Consider the following 24,355-nt stretch of genomic DNA (forward strand, 5'->3'; position numbering starts at 1 on the left):
TAAGAATGGCTTGCCGGTTCAGGACAAGTCGCATATATCCATAAACCAAATTGCTAACAAAACTAAATAGATTATCATGAATGCAAATGACACACACATCAACCGTCGCAGCTTTTTAGCGAGTGCCGGCCTTTTAACCGCAGGCGCTATCCTGTCGCCAAGGTTATTATTCGGGCAAAAAGTAATCGATGGTCCCGTGCAGCAGATCAACAGGGCTGCTGCCACTGCCAAAATCAATGTAACCAAACTGAGAGGCAATATTTTTATGGTGGAAGGTTCTGGCGGTAACATTGCCGTTTTGAACGGCCCCCAGGGAAAACTGCTGGTTGACGCCGGTATTGACGTATCAAAGGCCCACGTGGCAGCGGCGCTGAAAACCATCAGCAATAAGCCGATCAAAGTTCTGATCAACAGTCACTGGCATTTTGATCATACCAGCGGAAATGACTGGTTGCATGATGCCGGTGCAACAATTATCTCGCAGGATATTACCCGTGATCACCTGACCAAACGCATTTTCCAGCCCGAATGGAATTACACCTTTGAGCCCCTGCCCAAAGGTGGTATCCCAACTATTACCTACAAAAATGAATATAAGAAGCATTTTAACGGAGAAAATATCCTTGTAAAAACCTATCAACCGGCTCATACCGACGCAGATTCCTCAATTTATTTCCCCAATGCCGACATCCTTCACGTAGCGGACACCTTCTGGAATGGCTATTATCCTTTTATAGATTATGCCACCGGCGGCAGCATTGACGGCATGATTACTGCCGCGGCCCGGAATGTTGCAAACACCAACAAACATACTATCGTTATTCCCGGCCACGGGCCGATAGGTAATCACGCGCAGCTTGTTCAGTTTCATGATATGCTGGCCACGATACGTGAAAGGGTAGCGAGCCTAAAGAAACAGGGTAGAGATTTAAAAGGAGTGATCGCAGCGAAGCCTACTGCTTCATTTGATCCCGTGTTTGGCAATTTCGTTATCAAAGGTGATTTTTTCGCCAAGCTGGTATTTACTGGCGTTTAACCGGGGGAGCTGTTGGGAGAACAGCAGGACTTTGTGCTGTTCAACCCGACAGATGAATATGTTTCTGAATCAATCCCAGAGTAGTAATTATAGTTTATGAACAACGCTAACAAATGGCCGCTATGGCCAGCCGTGATACATGCAAAATGCCCCCGCTGTCGCCGGGGAAAAATGTTTGCGAATGCGATGTACGGATTCCACGGACAACAGATGCTGAAGCAATGTGATCATTGCAAGCTTACCTATGAAATCGAACCTGGTTATTTTTATGTGGCGATGTTCGTCAGCTACGCCATGAATGTTGCGGTATTGGTTACGCTTTCCGTCGCCTTGTCGGTTCTTACTGGAAGTACTAACCCGTGGCTGTATGTAATAGTATTGCTAACCGCTTCATTAATCTTGTCCCCATTTAATTTCAGGTATTCCAGGGTAATCCTGCTTTACTGGCTCACCCCTGGTCTCAGTTATCAGCCGGAGTACAGCGCTGATAAGCCCGAATCAGTTTTGCCGGCATCTGACCCCGGCGACAGCATAGTGCCGTTAAATTTAAATTAGTAATATGCAAAGTTCACTCCTTTCTTTTATCGCAGGCATGGAGCAGGCTGGACGAGAATGTTATCCGCGCTGGTATCGTCATTGTATTTCTGTGGATTGGCTGCCTTAAATTTTTCACCTATGAAGCTGAGGGTATCGTTCCGTTTGTAGCGAACAGCCCGATCATGTCTTTTTTATAATGATCCTGCAGCCTACAAAAAACATGTCAATAAGGAAGGTGAACTGTTGCAGAAAAATCATGTCTGGCACACTGGTAACGGTACTTATCAATTTTCGAGGGTGCTGGGCGTATACCTGGTTGGTGTAGCCGTGTTTGTGGCGCTATACCGCGTATGGCCAACACCAAGTATGATTGCCAGCATCCTGATTTTCCTGATGACCGCGGTAACGCTTTCCTTTCTGGTCACCACCCCCGAAGCCTGGGTGCCAAATCTTGGTGATGCTGATTGGGGATTTCCATTTTTATCGGGCCGTGGCAGGCTGGTACTCAAAGATACCGTCATCATGGGCGGCCCGATTATAACCATGAGTGAGTCTGCGGCTATTTACCTGGATCGTCATCAAAAAAATGATACAGGCACAATTCAATAAGAAACCTGGCCGCAGGCAATTTTTGCAAATGGTTTCACTCGCCGGAATTGCTATATTTTCACCTTCAAATATTTGCGTTATGTTCGAACCTAAAGGTGTATTTATTGAAAAAAGTCGTTTTACTGCTGAGGCAACTGTGGTGCGTCTCTGCTCCGTACTGAAAAGTCGCGGTGCAAAGGTCTATGCAGTAATTGACCAGCAGAAAGAATTAAGTACTGTTGACATTGCTATCCCACCGATGCATCTAATATTATTCGGGAATCCTAAAGTGGGCGGCAAGGTACTTTCAGAAGTTGCCGTTTCCGGTATTGACCTACCGTTAAAAATCCTGGTGTGGGAAGATACGGCACATAACATATCAATTGCCTATAATACTGCAGCATATCTGCAGGAACGATTTAACCTGAAACCGGAAGTCGCTAAACTGTTTGACCTAAGCAGTGTTATTCAATCTGCGTTAAATGATTAGGATAGCAATTTATCCAACATTAAGGTTGCGCTAAAGTAATTTCATTATTATAATTATATGGCCAATTATCAATGATTGGATTCCCGGTGTTAACCGAAATTTTAATTGTTGCTATAGATTATTAAAAATGGCTTGTAATTTTAATGATTAGAACTTTAAAAGGTGCGGATCTAAAAGAAGAATGGAACAATTTTGTCTTCTCAGAAGATGAGAATTCTTTTTGACGCCCTTTATACATACTATTTTAAATACTTATACTACATTGGCCTTAAGAAAGAATTCCGTACCGATAGGACCAAGGACGAAATCAATGACCTTTTCCTTTAATTTGGGGAATACCGGGAAACCTTAGCCGGCGTACTCCACTCTCATAATTGTATCATCAGATGTTTTCTTTGTCGACTGTACCGTAAAGACAAGCTTAAGTTTGATGATAGCGTATTGCTTGCAAAGTGCCTTGACCTTTTTGTTCAGCCATCAGCTGAAAGCCTTCTGCGAGTGCGGCAATCGATGGGGACCTTAAATGAACCTGCACGATAAATATGGTGTTGATGGCAGAAAGGGAGATGTCCGCGTCATTGCGGCCAACAACAAGAATCTCGAAGAAGAAATCAGTGTCAGCCGTTTCCTACTGAACTTATACTACAGGCTGAACATTTTTCTGATTTTGTTACCGAAACTACGTGAAAGGCAAGGCGACATATTGTTGCTGATCGATTGTTTTCTGAAAAAATACGCAGGTAAACAAGAAAAATCAATTACCGGCTTTTCCGACAAGGTTATCGCGCAAATCCGGAATTATATTTAAATCAAAATCGCCCCAATGTTGGCACATTTGCTATTTTCAAAAAAAGCGTTTAATTTTATTAGGTGGACCTTTCAGTCCCCGAAGAGTTAAAATGTTCTTTGTGTCTGTTTTCGCTTTTTTTGCAATTGTCAGCCATGTCTAAGAAAAATTAATTTGATGCACCTGTATTCGAAGGAGTCAATGTAAGGCTATTGATGGCATTTTGCTGTGTTTTTTCCGAACCGTCGATAATATTGAAGTGCCATGGCCAATAAATTTATGTTGTTGAACTTGCTGGTATACTTTATTATCTATCCAGTAACGATTTATGCCCAGACTTCCCGACTAAGCTCCGAAAAACAACAACTTTGGTTACAGTTAAGTTTAAATTTTTATACGGTTGTAAAGGAGGGACAGGTAGACCAGGATAGCAGTCTTGTTCTGGTAAGCCGAAAAGGCAGATTAAGCAGGTGGACGGTGATTACAGATGGCTTTAGCGATGATATCGCTAAAGAGGATAATAAATGGATAGATACCCGGCAAACCCGGCAAGTCGTAAAAATATTGGGCACTTTGCATGGGATAGACCATGTTAAGTTGCTGGTACTATTAGGCTCTTATTATGCTTTCCAACCAGGTTACAGCCAAAATGACCGGGACAGTGCTCAATATTTTCTATCAAAAGCCAAACAGGAGAGCGAGGCGCTTCATTCAGCATTCTGGTCAAACCAAAGTCTTTGTTTATTGGGCAAAAACTATTTCAAAGGTAACCAGGTAGAAAAAGGGACAAAGTGCTTTACGGACCTGATTAATATTTGCCAGAGAGCGAATGACAAGGTAACGGAGGCAAAAGCCTGGGATTACCAGGGCACCTATTGCCCACCGTTACCTGCTACTATTATGTTGAAAATAAATAGCTTAGCGAAAGCCAATATTTTGTATCAGCAGTTGAATAAGCCTGCGAAGCAAGTTAATACATTAACGAATTTGGCGTACCTGGCCTTTGTTTTAAAGGATATCAAAGGAGCCGAAGTAAATGCGTTGAAAGCGCTTCAACTGGAAAATGCCATGGCTTTTCCCTACACTCATTACAATTACGATCTGCTTTCGTTAATCTGCAAGGTTAATGGTAACGATGATAGAGGCACTAACTATGGGCTAAAGGCTGTTAGAGCATCGCAGGAAACTAAAGATAGTATTGGATTGGGATATTTTTACGCAAGAGTTGCCGATTTGCATTATGGGAATAAAACAATATCCGCATTTGCATCCTATTGGTTCAAAAAAGCGGTGGAGGAATTAAGTAAGAATGGCGATCCTGCCATATATCGAGCCCTTTTTAATTATACCTCTTATCTAAATGAGAGCGGCAAGTCAAGAGAAGCGATACTTCTGTTATCAAATACACTTAAAACTATTCCTCCTGCAAGTCTTGTCGATAAACAAATGGCGTATTTATCGATAGCCGCAAACTATAAAGATATAAACAACTATAGGCAGGCTGAAAAATATTTTTTAATGGCTGATCATCTTTCGGATCAAGACAAATTAATTACAAAAGATTTCCGTTCGGCTCAAATTAAACTAAAAATAGGAACATTTTATTTTGAAATAAAACAGTACGATAAGGCAAAAAGTTACCTTCAGAATTCTTTAGCAATCCCCGTTATTAAAATGAACGAACCAATAACTTTTTCTGCAGCCAATTGGATGCTCTTTAAGATTGATTCGCTCCAGGGAAATTACGAATCTGCGGCAAAACATCTCCTACAATATGTAACGTACTATAAGAAACTAGTTGAATTAAATGATGCCAAAAATATAGCAGGTATGAAGATTCAGTTGGAGATGACCCAAAAGGAAAAAGATCTCCAGATTCTTCGAGCTAAAAACGCGCTTCAAAACCAACAAGCCGATAACGTTAGGAAACTAATATATATCGGTGTGGCTCTGACTTTTTTAATCATAGGAATGATTTATTATCGATATTATATTAATAGGAAAAACAATGAAAAGCTACAAGCTCAAAAGGATGAAATAGATCATAAGAACCATCTGTTAGAGAGCTTGCTACACGACAAAGATGTTCTCCTGCTGTCAAAAGAATGGTTGCTGAAAGAGGTGCACCACAGGGTTAAGAACAATCTGCACACCGTAATATGCCTTTTAGAGTCGCAAGCAGCTTATTTGGAGAATGATGCGTTGAAAGCCATTGAAAACAGCCAGAATCGCATTTATGCCATGTCGTTGATTCATCAAAAACTTTACCAGTCGGAAGATATAAAAACGATCGATATGTCTGTTTACATCCCCGAATTTGTAAGTTATCTTAATGATAGTTTTGGAACCACCAGTCAGATCCGTTTTGAACTCGATATTCAACCGCTGAGGTTGGCTGTATCCTATGCAGTACCTTTGTCACTGATCATTAACGAGGCCGTAACCAACTCCATAAAATATGCTTTCCCTGGTAAAAAATGGGGGGCTATAAGTATTACTATGTATCAAATTAATGAACAGGTTGAATTAATAATTGCGGACAACGGTATCGGAATAAACGCGCATAAATCTGGAAGCCATTCAGGGGCTTTAGGCTTGAAGCTGTTGCGTGGTCTTTCCGAAGATATAAAGGCGGAAATCAGTATTGAGAACGTTAATGGAACAACAATTACGCTTAAATTTAAAATAGACGAGATGATATACGCAATGGCTTGAAATTAAAGGAACAATCTGCCTCTTTTTAATTTCGCTCAATAGCGTTCTCAAACTGCGTAACACATTGAGCCGCTACTCACTTCAAATCACTCAAAAACTGATTCGATAAATGCCCAGGTGGGCGCACTTTAATAAAAAGCCATTTATTTGTATAGGAAACGGCTTTTTCTTTCCATGAGCCTATTTTAAGCTATCTGTGCCTCATACATTTGGTGACTCAAACGTCAGGGTTTACAAACTTTCTTTCTTCACGTAGCGGATACCTTCTGGAATGGCTATTATCCTTTTATAGATTATGCCATCGGCGGCATGATTACTGCCGCGGCGCAAACACCAATAAACATACTATCGTCATTACCGGCCGCGGCCCGATAGGCAATTATGTTTAGCTTGCTCAGTATCATGAAATGCTGGCTATGGCTAGTTGTGATACACGCAAAATGCCCCTGCCACCGGGTGGAATATTTGTAAACGCAATGTATGGACTCCAAGGACAGCAGAATGCTAAAATAAAGTGATCATTGTAAACTCACCTATGAAATTGAAACAGGTAATTTTTATATGGCGATGTTCGTCAGCTACGCCATGAATGTTGCGCTATTGATTAAGATTTCCGTCGCCCCGTCGGTTCTTAGGGTAAGTACTGGTCCATGGCCGGATGTAATGACCCGCCTGACCGCTTCATTAATTTTGTCCCCTTTTAATTTCGGGTATTCCAGGGTGATCTTCGTTTATTGTTAATGTTTACGAGAGCGGGTCCGAAGTCAGAACAGCTCTGGTGGGGGAGGAGCAGCAACCGAAATCGGCATCGTTATCGCTGCCTGGAAGGTCCCCATTTGGAAAACGGACGACATCATTAAACTATACATAAACAAGCGATTAGTGAAATATCACCAATGCCGTTCAGGGTTGATGATATTTCGTCAACGTTCAAATAGAAAATTAAATTAATGCACTTAAAATCAACAGTTTATTTTATGGTACCGGAATTGTAAATTGCTTTTCGGCTAATCTCATTTCCAGGTTAAAACAGTTTTAAACCCTATTAAAATATTTAGTTATGTTGAACTCCATCAAACATGCCGGAACTGAAGAAGTCAGATACAGAGCACTTTCGGATATGCTGAATGAACACCTGATCAGCATGGAAAGTCTGTCTGAAAAATTTAAGGATGCGATTTTAACACATCTGCTTTCAGCAACATTACATGCAAACGACGACGAAAAAGCAATTCTGCTCAACCTGAGTAGCGAAGTCGCCGCATCCAGAAACAGCGAAGACCTCCTGGAGGCAGTACATGCCAAACTGGCTTCATTTTTTGATATTGAAGGGCTTACCATTATCCTGCACAGCGCGGAAAATGATAGCTATCAATTTCATGAATATGAGAAAGAACGAACCCCTGCGGGTGATATACAATTAAAGGTAAACAGGCGGCATGAACATAATTTACAGCTGAGACCTGTGATCAACGAAATGGCGGATGCCTTAACGGACCTGTCTTTTGATACCGCTGAGTTTGTGGAGCGATATCCGGAAGTTGATCTGTTTAAATCCTGGGAGGCAAAAGGCTGGCAAAACTTTGCAGCGGTGACATTGAAAGTCAGCGGGGAAACGTTGGGCCATCTGATCCTGCACATGTTCCCGCATGCGGTTGCTTCGCTGCGTATCAATTTATTAAGGGGAATCAGCGCTCAGCTTTCGGTCGCCCTCTCTAATATCAAAATGGTAGAGGAAACGATGCGCCGAAGAAATGAAATGGAATTGTTGCTGGCCATTAATATTGATATTGCTTCTGTCCGCGGTACGGATGAACTGGCCAGGTTTATTAAGGATAAATTTAAGCAGCTATTGGGCTGCAGTCACACCATGATCGCTGTCCGGAATAACGACGGGCTCACCTATAGTGCTTTCCTGTTGGATGAGGATGCCCGTGCAAAAACACACTTGTCTAACCTCAGTGCCCGTGACAGTAATAAAATCAACGGCCCGGTACTGAACCAGGCAAGGCAGACCAGTATCCCACTGTTGTTCGATCTCGATGAATTGGCTTTACAGGAATATCAGCCGTTATATGTCAAGATTAACCGCCAGCTTCAGCAAAAGACCTTGCTGGTGATCCGTCTTGCTAAAGGCGAAGAAGTATTCGGTTTTTGGCTGATTTACTTCAAGGACCGCGACATTATTACCACCGGTAAACTACAACTGATCCAAAGTTTATCTTTGCAGCTTTGCATTTCCGTGGCGAATATCCTGGCGAACCAGGAAATCAAATCACGGGAGGAGGAGAAAGGGCGTTTATTAAAGTTCAGTAGCGCTATAGCACCGGTCAGGGACCATAAATTGCTGGCTAAAATCCTTAAAGTGCAGTTTCAGGAATTGTTCGGAATTGAAGATTATGTCATCCATTTATTTGACCGGGAAAGTCAAAAGTGCATGCCGTTTCTCTATGATGCGTCACAAGCTGGGGCTGAACCGGATGAACTGGCAGATAATTTGAACACGCTGATGACCTTCCCGGAAAGTATTCTTGACCTAATTACAGAGATTGACAGCCCGGTATTGTACGAAGTAAACGATAGCTGCCTGACCTTGCTTCCTGGTCCAATGACAGCAGACGCCCAGTCAGACAATACGCGCATCGGCATGTTCATACAAATCGGGTCGGAGGGGATTGCCGTTTTAAGTTTTCTTCACCCCGATTTTCGCCAGGTCAAACAACAGGAGGTTTTACTAAAAAGCATTTGTTCACAGTTGTCAATCGCCATATCTAATATATTGGCCAATGAAAAGGTGAACCAACAACTCATAGAAATTGACCGTTACAAACATCAACTGGAGGAAGAAACAATTTATCTGAAGGAAGAAATAGAGGTAAATCAAAATTACGCAGAGATTATCGGTGAAAGTCAGGTGATGCAAAAAACGTTTCGCATGGTTACACAGGTTGCTTCTTCAGACAGTACGGTGTTGATACTGGGCGAAACAGGGACGGGAAAAGAACTGATAGCCAGGGCTATTCACAACAATTCTCCGCGCAAGAACAAGCTAATGGTGAAGGTCAATTGCGCAGCGCTTCCGGCAAACCTTATCGAAAGCGAGCTTTTTGGTCATGAAAAAGGCAGTTTTACAGGTGCAACGGAACGCCGCCTGGGCAAATTCGAGCTGGCAAACAATGGCACCCTGTTTCTGGATGAGATAGGAGAGATGCCCCTTGAGCTCCAGGTAAAGCTGCTGCGCGCCCTACAGGAGAAAGAGATTGAACGTGTGGGAGGGCGTGGCACGATCAAAGTAGATGTTAGGATTATCGCGGCGACGAACCGCGACCTGGAAAAGGAGGTTGATGAAGGCCGCTTCCGCAGTGATTTATATTACCGTTTGAATATTTTTCCTATCGAATTGTCGGCACTGCGCGACCGTAAGGAGGATATTCCGATCCTGGCGACGCATTTTATCCACCGTTATGCTAAAAAAACAGGGCGTCAGATAACTACGCTCGGCAGCAAAGCGCTGCAGGAAATGGTCCACTACAGCTGGCCGGGAAATATCCGGGAACTTGAACACTTAATTGAACGCAGTATATTACTGAGCACCGGGCCAATGCTGAAAAATATCCATTTACCAACTAATAAACCCAAAGGAACGGCCGCCACCTCAGCAGGAGAAATAGCGCTGAAGACCATTGATGAAAATGAATGCGACCATATTTTAAAAATCCTCAAATACTGCCAGGGGCGTATATCCGGACCAGGTGGTGCTGCCGACATACTGGGCGTGCCGCCAAGTACGCTTAACTCGAAAATTAAGCGGCTTGGTATCAAAAAGGAACATTTAATATGATGCTAATAACATAATTGATGATTATAGAGCGATTAAACCACACAAAGTTGACCATCAAATAATATAAACGTGAGAACAAAAATATTGATTGTTGAAGACCAGTTTATTGAGGCCAACAACATGCAGGGGATCCTGGAAAGGGCAGGCTACAAGGTGACAGGAATTGCCCGTTCGGTGCCCATTGCTTTAAAAATGGTTGAAAAAGAAAAACCAGATATGGTTATGCTGGACATCCTTTTACAAGGAAATCTGACGGGTATCGACCTTGCGGGAAAACTGCGCGAAATGAATATTGCTTTTGTTTACTTATCTGCCAATTCCAATAAGGAAATACTGGATGCAGCCAAAGCTACCAAACCTTATGGCTTTCTTGTAAAACCGTTCCGGGCAAAAGATGTACTGATTATGCTGGATGTTGCCTGGTATCTGCATCAGCAGGTAGAAGAGGAGGCAAAAAACCGCGAAGCTTATCTTAAAAGGGCTGGTTCTGCGGTATCAGGAGGCCTTCCCGAAATCATCGGCAATAGCCCGGCCATTGCGCGCATTATGAACAGCGTAAAGATTGTCAGCCAATCAAACACGGCCGTGCTGATTTTAGGAGAAAGCGGCACTGGCAAGGAATTGATAGCCCAGGCGATACACAAGTTGTCTGACCGTAAAAATAAACCGCTGATCGTTGTTAATTGCGGGGCGCTGCCCGCAAATCTGATTGAATCCGAACTTTTCGGGCACGAAAAAGGTTCCTTTACCGGCGCGTTCAACAGGCGTGTAGGTAAATTTGAACAGGCCGACGGTGGCACGATCTTCCTGGATGAGATTGGTGAGCTCCCGCTTGACCTGCAGACAAAGTTCCTGCGGGTTTTACAGGAAAAGGAAATCGAACGGATCGGCGGCAATTCGAAGAAAGTGGATGTGCGCGTCATTGCGGCCACCAACAAGAATCTTGAAGAAGAAATCAGCGCCGGCCGTTTCCGTCTGGACTTGTACTACAGGCTGAACATTTTTCCGATCTTGTTACCGCCCTTAAGGGAAAGACAAGGTGATATATTGTTACTGGCCGACTATTTCCTAAAAAATACGCGGTTAAACAGGGAAAGTCGATCACCGGCTTTTCTGACGACGTGATCACGCAAATCCGGAATTATAGTTGGCCCGGCAATGTCCGTGAACTGGAAAATATGATGGAGCGAAGTGTGCTGCTTTCGATGGGAACGCTGATCACCAGTTTGGTGCTTCCTAAGGATAAACGGAAAGCCTCGATTGAAATTGAAGCAGACAGGCAAAAAACTATGGAGGAGAATGAGCGCGACCACATCCTTGCCACTTTATTTAAATGTGACTGGAAGGTTTTTGGTGAAGGAGGGGCGGCCGAACTGCTGGATATTAACGTATCCACATTAAACTCGAGAATGAAAAAACTGGGGATAAACAAGAAGCACTATTTTAAAAATAGCGGTGAAAACAAAAATGACTGATCTGAACTTACAACTGTGTTTCGCAGCCGGCATTAATGTCAATTTTTGTGATGCCCAGATTGTAATATTCAGATCTTGTTCGTTTCACGCTTGAAAACCTTAAAGCCAAATAGTGCTATGGTTAGTTGAAAAGTTGTGAAAGTGATCAAGGCCACGGCCCAGCCGTAAGGGACCATAGCCCCGAACAAGAGACTTCCTAAACCAAATCCCATGAATAAGGTAAAAACATTAAGCCCCATTGCCTGCCCCGGCTGATTTTTCCCCAAATCAGTCACTATCCCGGCCAGAAGAGGCTGGCTGAGGTCATATCCCAATGACAGGATGGTTATAAGTAAACAAGCCATCCACAACGGCAGGTGCAATGCAAGCAGTCCGACGCTCAGCGCACTTAAAAGGATTCCCGAAGGTAATAAGCGTTTTCGGCCGTTTTTATCGGCCGCCCTGCCAATAAAGGGGCCAAAAATAAATCCGGGTAAGCCATAGCCCATCAATGCCAGCCCTATCTGCCACTCATTAAGACCATAGTTGTCTTTTAAATACAATCCCAACCAGGTAAAAACGCCTGAATGAAAAATACCGTTGCAAAAAACGTAAAAGTAAGTCCTGAGGCCGCGCCTTTGTGCAAGAAGGTTATAGTAGCCGTTTATGATGGCAGTTAAGGTGATCCCGGTAGTAATGGGTTTGGGTAGCCGAAGCTTTTTGATACTAAAAATGAGCAACAATAGGGCTATACTTGCAAGGATAGCCAACCCTATGAATAAAAATCTCCAGCCGACAACAGGTGCGACGGCTACACCCAGGGTAGATCCTGCGGCGGCTCCACCAGCCATGGCGCCAAAAAGCAGGCCCAGCGGCCTGCCCCTCTCCTCAAAACTGAACAGTCTGCCTGTTAGTGATACGGAGATCGGAATGACACCGCTGGATCCTACACCGGTTAAAAACCGCCATAAAATAAATTGATCCATGTTTGCTGCCGTAGACGTAAAAAATGATAAGGCCACAAAAGCAGTCAGCGAGGCGGTAATGATCGAGGTAGGCCTGAACCGATCTGCCAACAGTCCGAAAAAAGGGTAGAAACTGCATAAGGAATGAGGTAAGCCGGAATCAGTATTCCTGTCAGTTGCTGGGACACACCGAAAGTCGTTGCCAGGCTGGGTATCAATGGCGCAATCATATAGGCCTGAAAGAAAATGATAAAGGTTGCGGAGGCAAGCAGCCAAAGCAATTTTTCGCGGTTTTTGTCAGATATAGCGGGTGTGGTTAATAAGTTGTTCATGAGCGGCGATCTGAATATTAATGAAGTAAATGCCAGTTGAAAGTTTCTTAACAGAAAGGTTGGCTCCGGTCATATTCACGGATTTCAATTCTGATGCCTGTTTTTTAGTTTTCTGTTAATGAGTGTTTTATGATTTAATATTTGTTTTAATTCATGCGATATACCGCTAATTAGCCTGCTATTAGCGATTTCCATAACGCAAACAGCTTTAGTTAAATATTGATCTAGGTCTGCCCTACCAAAGGATTGACAAAGGGGGCGGTGAATACCTGTGTGTTTGTTTTTAGCCGAATATAGCCCCGCCTGATAATCATTCGCTATGCCGATTTCCTGCAATGGTGCAGTCATTCTTGATATCTAAATAAAAAGCCTTCATAAAGTGATATTTCGTGACTTATAAATTGAGGGTTATAAAATAAGTATCTGATTGTTAGTTATTTAAATAGTGGCACCAGTTTCGCCTATCCAGATAGCAATAATGGCTGCAATTCGTGAACTAACGCAAGTTCACTATCAACAGCCATGACCCAACGGGCACAATCATTTATTAAAATCAAAACAATGAAAACAATTAGCAATGATGGTAATGTGGTCATACCACCATATGATCAGGATCCGAGACTTTCAAAAGAGGTGAGGGAATTTCTTAAAGCTTTAAACGCCCCAGGTAACGTAGCGATTGAATCAATGCCCCCGCTGGAAGCACGAAAAGTGCTGGAAAATGCCCAGCTATCTGTACCCATAGATATGTCAGGCATCGAGGAATCGGAACGCACAATCAATGCTGACGGCTATGAAATTGTGCTGAATATTGTACGCCCCGAAGGCATGAGAGGGGTTTTACCGGTATTTATTTTTATTCATGGTGGTGGCTGGTTGTTAGGCGACTACCCAACACATAAAAGAATGGTGCGCGACCTCGTCGTGTTATCCGGAGTGGCCGGCGTATTTGTGAATTATACACGTACGCCCGATGCTGCTTATCCACAGGCGATCAATGAGATCTACGCGGCTACCAAATGGGTAGCGGAAAACGGTCAAGAGATCAATGTGGACGGCAAGCGTCTGGCAATTGCGGGAAACAGTGTTGGAGGCAATATGACCGCAGTGACCACCTTGAAAGCGAAGGAGAACAACGGTCCGGAAATAAAATTGCAGATCATGATGTGGCCGATCGTTGACGCCAATTTTGATACTTATTCGTATCAGCGATTTGGTCAAGAGCGATTTCTGACTACACCACTGATGAAGTGGTTTTACGATATGTATATCCCAGATCCTAAGCGCCGCAACGTAATATACGCATCTCCATTGCAGGCCACTAAAGAACAGTTGGCAGGCTTACCGCACGCATTGATCCAGGTAGCAGAGAACGATGTGCTGCGTGACGAGGCCGAAGCCTATGGAAGGAAACTAGACGAAGCCGGCGTAAGGACGACGGTAGTGCGTTATAACGGCATGATCCATGACTTTGGATTGCTTAATCCGCTGGCGTATATCCATCCCACTCGTTCACTGTTTGAACATGCTGCCGCTGAATTGCGCAACCACCTGATCAAGACAGATAATAACCTCGGAAATTAATAATAAGCTTAACTAAAATTATAAAAATGAAAAATCTATTCATGACCTCAACGAAACCGACAGGATACCTGGCAGGTATTCTGTTATTAATTATCAGCAGCGCTTTTAATGCGCACAGCCAGGTAAAAGATTATGCAACTGATGACCATCTCAGCCCTGGGGTTAAGACTTTTCTGAAGACGCTCAATACCGGCGGACCCGGGTTGGAAACACTCACACCTGAAAAAGCCCGCGAGGTTTTGGTCAATGTACAAAAAGCTTATCCGGTTGATATGTCCGGCGTTACCATCTCAGAAAAAACGATCAAAGTTGATGGCAAGGACCTCCAATTAAATATTGTGCGTCCTGAAGGTTTAAAGGGAAATCTTCCGGTGTTTATTTATATACATGGCGGCGGCTGGGTATTAGGCGACTTTCCGACTCACAAGCATATGGTAAGGAACCTCGCCGTACTTTCGGGTTGTGTAGGGGTTTTTGTCAATTATACCCGCACGCCTGATGCTGCTTACCCTACGCAAATCAATCAGATTTATGCCGCAACCCAGTGGGTTGCCGAGCACGGCAATGAGATCAACGTGAATGGTAAAAAGCTGGCGGTTGTGGGCAATAGTGTTGGTGGCAATATGACTGCGATAACCGCTATTAAGGCCAAAGAGAACAACGGCCCGGAGATCAGCCTGCAGATCATGATGTGGCCAATACTTGATCATAATTTTGAAACGGATTCTTACAAGGCTTATGGTCAGGACCGGTTCCTGTCAACACAAGTAATGAAGTGGATGTATAATATGTATATACCTGAAGATAGCAACAGAGATGACATACATGCTTCACCCGTAAAAGCCAGCCCCGACCAGTTAAAGGGTCTGCCTCCTGCACTGATTCTGGTGGCAGAGGAAGATATCTTACGCGATGACGGCGAAACCTACGGCCGTATGCTGGAGCAGGCCGGTGTGCCTGTAACAACTGTTCGTTACAATGGCGTTATTCATGACTGGGGCCTGCTGACCGGGTTAGCAGATCTTCCGCAGACTAAATCTCTTTTTATTCAGGCGGCCGCAGAAATGCGTAAATATTTAAAATAAGCAACAGATACCTGGCAAAATGAAAACAACAGTATTGATTACCCGCTTGTTATTGGGACTGATCTATTTTGTGTTCGGCCTGAATTTCTTTCTCAAATTTACGCCGGTTCCGCAAATGGGAAAGCAAGGAGATGACTTTCTTAAAGCACTGATTTCTTCAGACTACTTTTTTCAATTTTTGAAAATAGTGGAAATTGTAGGTGGTTTCTTTTTATTGATCAACCGGTATACAGCGTTGTTTTTATTAGTGCTGTTGCCGGTAAGCGTAAATATTTTCTTGTTTCATATCATACTGGCACCGGCTGGGGTACCTATGGCGGTTGGTGTTCTTTTATTAAATGTTTTTTTATGCCTTGCCTATCTGAAATATTATCTCAGCGTTCTTACGGTCAAGCCTGATTCCGGCTGGTTATCCTGACCCTGTGTTACTTATACATTAGGTCTGTGAGTTTATCAGCATTAACCTCATCAAACGCAGTTTACTCCTAAGGAGCTAAACTGCGTTCCTGTAAACTGTCCGGCTGGAGGCTGATCCTTAAAGTGATCTGACTCAGATGCCCTTGAACAAGCAATTAAATGATTTTGACAGACACAGTTACAAAATATTTAACCGTTCCGTGCGATTTCCGTCTCGGTCAATGCGTCATTATTGTAGGTTACCGGTTCGATTTGAAACTCGATCATGATGGAAGTCCCATTTCGATTTTGGATTTCGAGGCTGCCATTGATATCATCGGCCAATCCCCTGATAAGTTTGAGGCCAAGTGAATTGGACGGGCCTTGAAGATGGTCATGTTGTATGCCGATTCCGTTATCGGAGATAATCAATTTAACCTTAGGCCCGGAAGTATACATCTTAATGGATATTATGCCATTTGTTCGCCCTTGAAACGCATATTTGATCGCATTGGTCACGGCCTCATTGATGATCAGCGAGAGCGGTATGGCGAGTGATACTTCAACTTTTATCAGGTCCACTTCAAGCTCAAAATATATCTTGTTGCCGGTGCCGGTACTGTCTTTAAGATAACCGATGAACTCAGGTAAAAAAATTGCCATGTTAACCGTTTCAATATCTTCCGACTGGTAAAGTTTCTGATGGATAAGTGACATGGCGTAAATTCGGTGCTGGCAATTTTCAATCGCATGTAAAGCGTCATCCTGTAAATTGATCGCCTGCGATTCCAGCAGGCAAACGACCTTATGCAGGTTGTTTTTCACGCGATGGTGCACCTCTTTTAATAACCATTCCTTCTCCTTTAAGAGATGCTCCAGTAATTCGTTTTTCTTTAAAATGATCAGGTTGTTTTTTTACGGATAGTACTTTGCCGGTAGAATAAGGCGGCAATGACCACTACGAGGAAAATACCGACGATAGTCACGTTTTTGATTAGATTTAGACGTTGTAGTCTTCCCTTTTCTAAAGCGGAATTTTGGTTAAGTATTTTGATCTGGTCTTCCTTTTTTTGTCTCATATTTAATACTCAATTCCTGAATGTCTTTGTTCTTTTTTTCGGTTAAATAAAAATTATCAAGTTGTTTGTTACGGCTCAGGTGTGCTATCGCAGATTTGTAATTACCAGTTGCTGAATCAACCTTAAAATACATGTACTCGATCTCGCTACGCGTAGATATTTTAAGTTTTTGTTTTACCTCGTTAGAAATCCGGTCAAGATAGGGCCGAGCTTTGGCATAGGACTGCGTCTCGACATAGAACTGTGCCATCTCCTGATGATCGGCCCGAAAGGCCTCGTGTACGCTGTTCAAATAATTATAAGCATTGAGTAAATGCCTTTCAGCCTTTCTAACGTTTATCTTTTGGTAACAGCGGCCTAACTCACTTTCATAGCGCGCATTTTCTGATCCTGTTGCTGGAAACTCTCGCATTCCTCTTTGCAGGTAGTCAATCGCTTCGCCGTAACGCTTCATGGCTCGTAACGCGGCCGACACCTGGGTAACTAATTTAGGAGCATCATCATTGAACATGCTGGGATGGACCTTTTGTGCATCAATCGCTAGCTTCAGATATTCAATAAACTTTTCCGGTTGTTTGTTACTGTTATAAAAATTTGCAAAAGCGCCGTAACAGTCAGCTAATGCAAGCGGATCATTTAATCTTTTCTCAAGTTCCAGGGATCTTTGGGCTAGTTCAAAACCTTTTTTATAATCACCAGTAGCCATGTAATAAACGTACATTGGCAGGTACACGTACTCGAGATAGGGATGATGTGCCGTTTCACTATCTTTAAGCAGGGCTGTAAAGTCTGCTTCTATCCCGGTATAATTACCATAATAGCGGAAATAGGTCAACAGGACCCTGGCGATGATTTCTTTTTCTTTATCATTTGCCTTAAGGGACAAATCCCTGGCCTGCCGTGCATATTTCAGCGCATCACCGTAATAGCCATCCGTAATTTCATTAGCTTCATAAAAATTTTTGTAGCTTAAAGTCAGCAGCATGTTAATCCGTTCGCCACCTGTAACGGATGGCAATAAAGCATCTGCTTCGGCAACACGGTGACGATCACTTAATATTTCAGCCATCCGGATCTGGGCGAGGGAAAAACCCTGCGTATATTTAAGTTGTCCGCTTAGCTTTCCTGCCCGTTCCGCATAACCTTGGGCAGTGTTTAGATCAGACTGTTTTCGCAAGGGTTTATTATAATATAGGTTAGCCAGATCTAAAAGCACCTTTACCTGGTTTAAGTCGGGCTTGCTATGTTTTAGCTGTAACTGTAAATAGCTTTCCATGGCCGCAGGTATAGGCTTTGGATAGCCATAGTATTGCCCCCGGACCTTTGCAGGCAGAAAAATCGCAAGCCAAACGCATGTGATCGCAAAATAAAGATAAAATGGTCTGCTTGACTTTGCTCTGGGATTTCGGATCATTAGCGCTTAAAATATTTTTAGGGCATAATTGAAGGTTTCTGGTCTAAGATAAAATTTTTCCTTTGATTCGGTTGTGCTGATAAGCCGTTAAAAGCTATTTTTTTCTTTCAAAAAGCGTATACCTGATGCTGTCTGTCCGGTTGTCTGAACTAAGCATTTCAACCGACAATAATTCACCCGGGATGTTATTTCCGTACCAATAAGGATTCTCCTGCTGTTTCCAGGTTACCAAAGCCATGGCTAATCCCCGTGCACCTCTCAGCCTGCCTGACCGGGCTGCACGCATGGCGATATCATTTGCATAAAGGGTGGACATGGTGCCAGCTTTTTTATCAATCAGCGTACTCATAACTTTATAATTTGATGGATCAAACCCGGCGTTCTTGGGTATTGTTGCCCTGGTATTCGATTGTTGATCCACAAAGGGTGCCCCGGCACAGCCGGCTATAGACAGAGCCACAGCAACTCCACACAAATCTATGCCATGGTGCTGCTAAAGAAAATCAGTGATGATATGGGGCAGCTCAAAAAGATCGTTGAAAATAACCAGACAAGCAACGAAGATGAATAACGTTTGCGTTCCATTTGTCGGGATAGACATGGCCTTTAGAGGAGATTTCGATGCGTACGCCATCAACAGTGATACGCAGTTAAACAGGAGCGAGGCCTTCGGAATTTGTTTTTGATCTCTTTACGTAAAAGAGCAGGTTAAAAGATTTGTTCATCGCTGAAGCTTTTAAGTGAACAAAATTAGTTGCATATCCTCCTGTTATCAAGATGTTTAAATACTAAACAAGTTCAATAACAATGACTTATAAGCATCCCGGTGACCTGCGAAAGTACCATAAAAAAGATCACCGGCAGGTCACCGGAACAAAGCGATTGATTGGTTTAATTTGGTGAGGTCTAAAAACACAAAGCGCCATAAATAATTCATTTACAGCGCTTTTTATCTTAATCGAATAATACTTGATGCGGGGATAAAGGGAGCCGTTTAGAACATCTTTCTGCCATTTTATCAATTGTAAAACAAATTTTAGAAAAAAGAGGAACAAATAATCCCTGATATTTAACAATTTGTGATTAGTAATTAACTCGATCTCCGACGTCTACTAACGAATAAAGTTCACTTAAGAATGTAAACGCAATATCAATGGAATGTTCATTTGAGGGGCTTTTTCTTTTCACAACTGATTGGTACATTTGAATTTAGCAAACCTTAACATGATTGAAGACTATGCTCTAATCTCAAAAGAACTTTTTCAGGTTTTACAGAAGAAAAACGTTACATATCTCTACCACGCGAATACCGTCGCCACGTCATTGACATTCATTCGCGCCAAAGCATTACTTTCCAGGTTCCAAGTTGAGGCCGATGGCCTAGCCCAAACTTCACAGACATCCGATCAAAAAGATAAAGATCATGATGTATGGGATCATTTATATCTCGATGGACAGGATCATCATAAAGAGTATAGCAGAGCAAATCACTACGGGCCTGTGGTATTTATCTTTAAAATAGAGCTATTAAATGAAGATGAATTCAAACAAGTGTATGTAATGAGAAGCAATCCAGCCACTTGGGATGAAAACACAACGGAAGTGGAAAAATTTTACAATGATATTGACGAAGTTGAGCGTGATTATAAAACAAATACGAAGCTTGATTCCCAAATTATGTTCACTTTCCGCCATCAGGCTTATAACCTAAATCTGGAAAAATACCTTTTTGCTATTGGCATAGACGAACCGATTATAGCTGTTAAAGTTGAGAGTGGCGTACAAATTGGAAAGCGTGTAAATATCAGAGCAATTATGAAACAGGCAATGGAAAAAAATGGACTTGTAGATTTGCCGCTGTTACGAAGACACAACAAGGTATTGCATGGTTGCCAATGTTTCTTTCAATACAACTATATGTACAATTTCAATAAGAGTAAATTTCTGAAGTTGTTTGATCCAAAGTATGTTTAGAGATTATAGGTAAATAAATCTTATTGTTCGTAATGCTAAATATTTCGAAAAAATGTATCTACTGCGGAAATACTTACACTGGTAAAGATGGCGAACATGTATTTCCATTTGGTTTAGGTGGACAAAATCTATATATGGACTGCGTTTGTGAGAAATGCAATAATGCCTTCTCTGCGCTAGAACTTGAACTTTACCAAAAATCTTTTGTTGGCCTTGTTAGAAGTGTTGAAGGTGTCGAAGGATACAATCCCAATAAGCGTAATCCAGCTCCGTTTAAAGCGCCAGTGTTATTGATATTCGATGAAAAAAATAATGTTGTTTTTGAGGTCGGGCAACAAGTGAGAATGCAAGTTTTCATTCGACCGCAGTTATTTAAATTGAATAAAAAATTTTACGTAGAGGCGGACAATGTAGAAAGTCAACGATTATTTGCCGATACTTTTGTAAAATGGAAAAAAGATAGCGGCATTTTTATCACCCGGAAAAAAACAGCTAACCTATATTAAATTTAACCTTATAAACAGTAAGTATAGTCGATCCCGCCTTTTCGAAAAGAAAGGGAGCAAATCTGCTATACAGTTTTGTACTCTTCCACAAGATCATACTCTATATCAGAATTTGTCACCAAGGCTGTTTATGGATGATGAAGGGAAACTAAAAGTCCGGGCCAGGACTATAGTGGAGGCGGAAGTATTTCTCGAAGATTTATTGAATGATACTCTGATCAATAATTCATATGGGAGTTTTAAAGACTATGATCTAAGTTCTCCGATTGTGCACGTTGGCTTTAGCTTTGATGGAGTAAAAATGGAAAGAGCATTAATTAAGATCGGGATTAACGCTCTTATACATTATTTTCCACAAGTAAAGGGGCATAGAGCTCTTACCCCATATATCAACTATGTATTACTTGGCACAGATGGTTTCCGGGGTGGTATAGAAAAAAGGATCAAATTATTAACACTGTACCGGATACCCACACTGTCTTTTTTCCTCTTGGCAAGGAAATTTAAGAATTAGGATCAGTTTGTTTGGCGGTAGCTTTGTTTTTGCTTTTTGGGTAGAGCAATTACCATTGGTTGGCTATAGCGAATATTACCGATTAATCATTGACTATCGGCTTCGTCAGCATGTTTTTCAGGATACAGCAGCTTTTTTGAATTCATTTCCAATAAAGTCTGATAAAGAGAAAACCGTCTCCAATAGTTAAATTTGGGTTCTTAAACTATTGATATGAGCCTTATCGTCGTCAGAAAAGAACAATCAAAAATTTACATTGTCAGCGATACAAAACTTACTGCTCCGACGGGTCATGTGTTTAATAAAGGTCAGCAAGTAAGTGCTGGAGAAACAGTAATTAAAACAACTATCATAAACGCGCTTTCCTGTGTTAGTTTTGCGGGAAACATAGAGTTTGCTGAGATCGCCCTTAAATCTCTTTCACCGGGTAATTCAGTGAAAGCAGTTACGGATAATTTATTGGCAAATCATTTACTGTCCGATCAAGCGACCGAGTATATTTACGCTGTTGTTGAAGATGGTCGCCCTTACATTTTCGAAATCAAAAATGGACTCTGTAAAGAGGTAGAAAGCTCCTGGATAGGTTCACAACCAGCATTCTCCCGATTTCAGGGTTATATGCTTGGTGAGAAAAAAATATCCCAAACAGAATTTTCTTAGTGTGACAAATGCCGATGCGGGAGACTTATTGCTTCGTCTGACGGAAGCAATGGATGGAGTAATAGAAGACGAGGATCTGCCGGAAGTTGCGGGTTTTAAGATAAAGGTTTACTTCGATGGGAAGCAATTTGTTTACGAGGGGTATTTGGACACTTACTTTCCTGCCCAGCAAATGCAATTTCATTTAACCCCAGGCGCTATGGTACCTATTACTCATGCAAATGCAGCACAAGGCGGTTATACAATTAATTTTTTCAATAGCCGCGACAACTATAATTATGTAGGTCTACATGTCAAGCAAGGGAATTTTGGAATTGTATTCGAGCGAAAAAATCATGGTTTACTATACCCGCATCTTTTAGAAAATACGGATGAATTGGATTTTTTAGATGCAGTGAAAGAAAAGTATAAAATTTGGCCATCCGGTACTACCCAAAGCGCTACGGAAAAATTCGGCAATTTGGGGAAGCAATATTTTGATCAAAAAAACTATTCTGCTGCTATAGATACTTATAGTCAGGGTTTAAAACATCTATTTAGTGGGGAGAAAGCAACATTTTATTTTAATATTGCCATCTGTCAAATCCATTTAAATAACATTCCTAGTGCAATCGAGAATTTTAGCGAAGCTGTCAAACTCGACCCAAATCGCCAGCGAGAGGCCACAAAAATAATGCAGAGTGTTTTCAGTAGTCGAAAATAAAATCAAAACAAATGAAAGCAGGCAGGGATGATTTCAGCGTGGATACGAAACGGATATTAGGCAGCAGGGTTGCTTATAAGTGCTGTTATCCTGGATGCAATATAACCACGATTGGGCCTGATACCAACAATAATAATAAAGTCGTCAATGTTGGCAAAGCGGCGCACATACATGCTGCAGCCCAGGGAGGTCCCCGCTACATTCCAGATATGAGCATCGAAGATCGGCGTTCTGTTAATAATGGCATTTGGATGTGTGGAAACCATGCCTGGCTGATAGACGCAAATTATGGTAACTATTCAGCAGAAACATTGCTGCAATGGAAGCATACGGCTGAAGCCGAGGCATATCGAAGATTAAAGAACATGGAAAAGGAGCAATTTCCTGACCCAACTACTATTGTGTGTCTTAGTCCTGATTTGATGTTTGAGGGAATATGGAAAGCGGCCAATCAGGACACATGGAAATTTTCTGTTAGTGAATTTGTTTGTGGGAATATAGAAAGCTTACGAGATTATAGTGTTGAATTGACCGATAGGCCCTCAAGTTATATCATTATTGAATCGCAAGGCGATGGCAGATTAATTAATGGTGCGTTCCAATGGGAACAGAGCAAAACCGACCTGGAAATTTGTGTAAAAGTAGCTCCACCGGTCATCAGGCGAAACCCCAACAATATTGGCAGTGATATTTCAACCGGTATGGACGGTGATCTCACTTTTGAAAATGGTGATTTTAAAATTGTATCAGGAAAAGATTTAGCTAAAGAGATTATCGAGCGAAATTTGAGCATGCCATTAGGTGCAGTAATATCCAATCCACGGGCAGGCTCATTTTTTAATAAATACTATCAACAGTATCGCAATAATTCAGCTTTATTGAATAGGATAGTAAAAATAGAACTTACTCGACTAATCACCATTCCGTTTAAGCCGGAAGATCCCGCTGACCAGCCGGAATTAAATTTTATTAACCGTATTCACGAGGTAAGAGTATTGGAAGAATTAAACGGAATCGTACCGCTGTTCGTCGCGTTAGAGTGGGGTGATGGTTCGTTTTGGAGCGATACTATTCATGTTCGGCTATTTCCGCCATCATTTAATCGGGGACAAGTGGCAGACGTATTGCCTGATAGTTTAACAAATGTTCTTAACGAAGAACCCATTAATCAATTAAAAAGGTTAGCTGCTCAGTTTACGAACCAGGAGGAATTGAAGGAAAAAGTAAATGCGGCGGCAATAATGCGCCTGTTCAAAGAACTACTTCCGGAAATCATGACCAATGCGGATACAGCATTGGAAAGCGAGATTTATCCGCTTTTTAATAGTCATAACCTCTACCGCACCTTCGATAACAACAGCTTCGAATACAATACTTCTTACGACTTGGAACTTTATCTGTACCAACGAGGAACTGCTCAACAGTTGGGAGTAACCATCAGTTTGAAGGGCTTCAAAAAGGCTGGTGTTGAAGCTTTTGATGTAATCGATGATCTGTTTATATTTTTCAATGATTACAACTATATGATTGGTAACAATAAAACTCATCCCTGGTTGGTGAAAATGTACCACCAAATGCCATCGTCAGATGAAATCATACGAGTTGCCAATCAGTTGATCGACAGTTTAATTACAAAGATCAATCGTAAAATACTTGCGGTCGATACACAGTTATTGAAATAGCGCAAGCGAAGCA

The 24,355-nt window shown here is 42.1% G+C and carries 23 protein-coding genes and 1 pseudogene; 19 read left to right on the forward strand and 5 right to left on the reverse strand.

Annotation, left to right across the window (positions count from 1 at the left end):
• Positions 1-76 precede the first annotated feature (76 nt).
• From ACQ86K_RS12680 to ACQ86K_RS12720, 9 genes and pseudogenes are all read left to right on the forward strand, one after another.
• Positions 77-1,036, forward strand: a complete 960-nt coding sequence (locus ACQ86K_RS12680) for an MBL fold metallo-hydrolase (RefSeq protein WP_091170610.1) — start codon at positions 77-79, stop codon at positions 1,034-1,036.
• 210 nt (positions 1,037-1,246) lie between these two features.
• On the forward strand, positions 1,247-1,591 hold the full coding sequence (locus tag ACQ86K_RS12685; protein ID WP_369596631.1) for a DUF983 domain-containing protein: 345 nt from the start codon (positions 1,247-1,249) through the stop codon (positions 1,589-1,591).
• Between the two features lie 89 nt (positions 1,592-1,680).
• A pseudogene (locus tag ACQ86K_RS12690) lies at positions 1,681-2,182 on the forward strand (DUF417 family protein).
• Positions 2,160-2,651, forward strand: a complete 492-nt coding sequence (locus tag ACQ86K_RS12695) for a DUF302 domain-containing protein (protein WP_091170620.1) — start codon at positions 2,160-2,162, stop codon at positions 2,649-2,651. Before ACQ86K_RS12690 ends, ACQ86K_RS12695 begins: the two are co-directional and overlap by 23 nt.
• A gap of 523 nt (positions 2,652-3,174) precedes the next feature.
• Positions 3,175-3,459 carry a sigma 54-interacting transcriptional regulator gene (locus ACQ86K_RS12700; RefSeq protein WP_091170624.1) on the forward strand — a complete coding sequence of 95 codons (285 nt, stop codon included), beginning with the start codon at positions 3,175-3,177 and terminating at the stop codon, positions 3,457-3,459.
• A 243-nt stretch (positions 3,460-3,702) separates the two neighbouring features.
• On the forward strand, positions 3,703-6,153 hold the full coding sequence (locus tag ACQ86K_RS12705) for a tetratricopeptide repeat-containing sensor histidine kinase (RefSeq protein WP_091170628.1): 2,451 nt from the start codon (positions 3,703-3,705) through the stop codon (positions 6,151-6,153).
• A 1,060-nt stretch (positions 6,154-7,213) separates the two neighbouring features.
• Entirely contained in the window at positions 7,214-9,994 is a 2,781-nt protein-coding gene (locus tag ACQ86K_RS12710; RefSeq protein ID WP_218134467.1) for a sigma 54-interacting transcriptional regulator, read from the forward strand.
• Positions 9,995-10,114: 120 nt separating this feature from the next.
• A complete protein-coding gene (locus ACQ86K_RS12715; RefSeq protein WP_431200472.1) occupies positions 10,115-11,119 on the forward strand; it encodes a sigma-54-dependent transcriptional regulator in 1,005 nt (334 codons plus the stop codon).
• The gene (locus tag ACQ86K_RS12720; protein ID WP_431200473.1) at positions 11,116-11,469 is read left to right on the forward strand and encodes a hypothetical protein; all 354 of its coding nucleotides are present in this window, start codon (positions 11,116-11,118) and stop codon (positions 11,467-11,469) included. Before ACQ86K_RS12715 ends, ACQ86K_RS12720 begins: the two co-directional genes overlap by 4 nt.
• Positions 11,470-11,537: 68 nt before the next feature.
• Here ACQ86K_RS12720 and ACQ86K_RS12725 read toward each other — a convergent pair whose 3' ends face one another.
• A complete protein-coding gene (locus ACQ86K_RS12725) occupies positions 11,538-12,689 on the reverse strand; it encodes an MFS transporter (protein WP_431200474.1) in 1,152 nt (383 codons plus the stop codon).
• Between ACQ86K_RS12725 and ACQ86K_RS12730 the strand changes: the two genes are divergently transcribed.
• Positions 12,660-12,785 (forward strand): hypothetical protein, encoded by a 126-nt coding sequence (locus tag ACQ86K_RS12730; RefSeq protein ID WP_431200992.1) that lies wholly within the window; start codon positions 12,660-12,662, stop codon positions 12,783-12,785. The two genes, ACQ86K_RS12725 and ACQ86K_RS12730, sit on opposite strands and share 30 nt — an antisense overlap.
• Positions 12,786-12,829: 44 nt before the next feature.
• On the opposite strand, the gene ACQ86K_RS12735 is transcribed toward ACQ86K_RS12730, so the two are convergent.
• Positions 12,830-13,093: a hypothetical protein gene (locus tag ACQ86K_RS12735; protein ID WP_431200475.1), complete on the reverse strand. Its 264-nt coding sequence runs from the start codon at positions 13,091-13,093 to the stop codon at positions 12,830-12,832.
• A 174-nt stretch (positions 13,094-13,267) separates the two neighbouring features.
• Here ACQ86K_RS12735 and ACQ86K_RS12740 point away from each other — a divergent pair, with 174 nt between their 5' ends.
• Genes ACQ86K_RS12740 through ACQ86K_RS12750 form a run of 3 tightly spaced genes read left to right on the forward strand, consistent with a single transcriptional unit; the run spans position 13,268 to position 15,832 of the window.
• Entirely contained in the window at positions 13,268-14,329 is a 1,062-nt protein-coding gene (locus tag ACQ86K_RS12740; RefSeq protein WP_431200476.1) for an alpha/beta hydrolase, read from the forward strand.
• A gap of 26 nt (positions 14,330-14,355) precedes the next feature.
• Positions 14,356-15,414, forward strand: coding sequence for an alpha/beta hydrolase (locus tag ACQ86K_RS12745; protein WP_256337477.1), 1,059 nt, complete (start codon positions 14,356-14,358; stop codon positions 15,412-15,414).
• A gap of 19 nt (positions 15,415-15,433) precedes the next feature.
• Positions 15,434-15,832 (forward strand): hypothetical protein, encoded by a 399-nt coding sequence (locus ACQ86K_RS12750; RefSeq protein WP_091170646.1) that lies wholly within the window; start codon positions 15,434-15,436, stop codon positions 15,830-15,832.
• A gap of 188 nt (positions 15,833-16,020) precedes the next feature.
• Here the strand turns inward: ACQ86K_RS12750 and ACQ86K_RS12755 are convergent, their stop codons facing one another.
• From ACQ86K_RS12755 to ACQ86K_RS12765, 3 genes are all read right to left on the reverse strand, one after another.
• Positions 16,021-16,647 (reverse strand): sensor histidine kinase, encoded by a 627-nt coding sequence (locus ACQ86K_RS12755; RefSeq protein ID WP_431200477.1) that lies wholly within the window; start codon positions 16,645-16,647, stop codon positions 16,021-16,023.
• 204 nt (positions 16,648-16,851) lie between these two features.
• Complete coding sequence (locus ACQ86K_RS12760; RefSeq protein ID WP_431200478.1) at positions 16,852-18,105, reverse strand: hypothetical protein; 1,254 nt, start codon at positions 18,103-18,105, stop codon at positions 16,852-16,854.
• A gap of 292 nt (positions 18,106-18,397) precedes the next feature.
• Entirely contained in the window at positions 18,398-18,652 is a 255-nt protein-coding gene (locus ACQ86K_RS12765) for a hypothetical protein (protein WP_431200479.1), read from the reverse strand.
• Between the two features lie 875 nt (positions 18,653-19,527).
• On the opposite strand from ACQ86K_RS12765, the gene ACQ86K_RS12770 reads away from it, so the two are divergent.
• From ACQ86K_RS12770 to ACQ86K_RS12795, 6 genes are all read left to right on the forward strand, one after another.
• Positions 19,528-20,277, forward strand: coding sequence for a hypothetical protein (locus ACQ86K_RS12770; RefSeq protein ID WP_091170655.1), 750 nt, complete (start codon positions 19,528-19,530; stop codon positions 20,275-20,277).
• A gap of 32 nt (positions 20,278-20,309) precedes the next feature.
• Positions 20,310-20,783: an HNH endonuclease gene (locus ACQ86K_RS12775; protein WP_431200480.1), complete on the forward strand. Its 474-nt coding sequence runs from the start codon at positions 20,310-20,312 to the stop codon at positions 20,781-20,783.
• Between the two features lie 130 nt (positions 20,784-20,913).
• A complete protein-coding gene (locus ACQ86K_RS12780; protein WP_431200481.1) occupies positions 20,914-21,297 on the forward strand; it encodes a hypothetical protein in 384 nt (127 codons plus the stop codon).
• A 213-nt stretch (positions 21,298-21,510) separates the two neighbouring features.
• Entirely contained in the window at positions 21,511-21,957 is a 447-nt protein-coding gene (locus ACQ86K_RS12785) for a hypothetical protein (RefSeq protein WP_431200482.1), read from the forward strand.
• 1 nt (position 21,958) lies between these two features.
• A complete protein-coding gene (locus ACQ86K_RS12790; RefSeq protein ID WP_431200483.1) occupies positions 21,959-22,660 on the forward strand; it encodes a tetratricopeptide repeat protein in 702 nt (233 codons plus the stop codon).
• Between the two features lie 11 nt (positions 22,661-22,671).
• Positions 22,672-24,342, forward strand: a complete 1,671-nt coding sequence (locus ACQ86K_RS12795) for a hypothetical protein (RefSeq protein ID WP_091170671.1) — start codon at positions 22,672-22,674, stop codon at positions 24,340-24,342.
• Positions 24,343-24,355: the final 13 nt, after the last annotated feature.

The organism is Mucilaginibacter sp. P19 (assembly GCF_050632265.1).
GTDB lineage: Bacteria > Bacteroidota > Bacteroidia > Sphingobacteriales > Sphingobacteriaceae > Mucilaginibacter > Mucilaginibacter gossypii.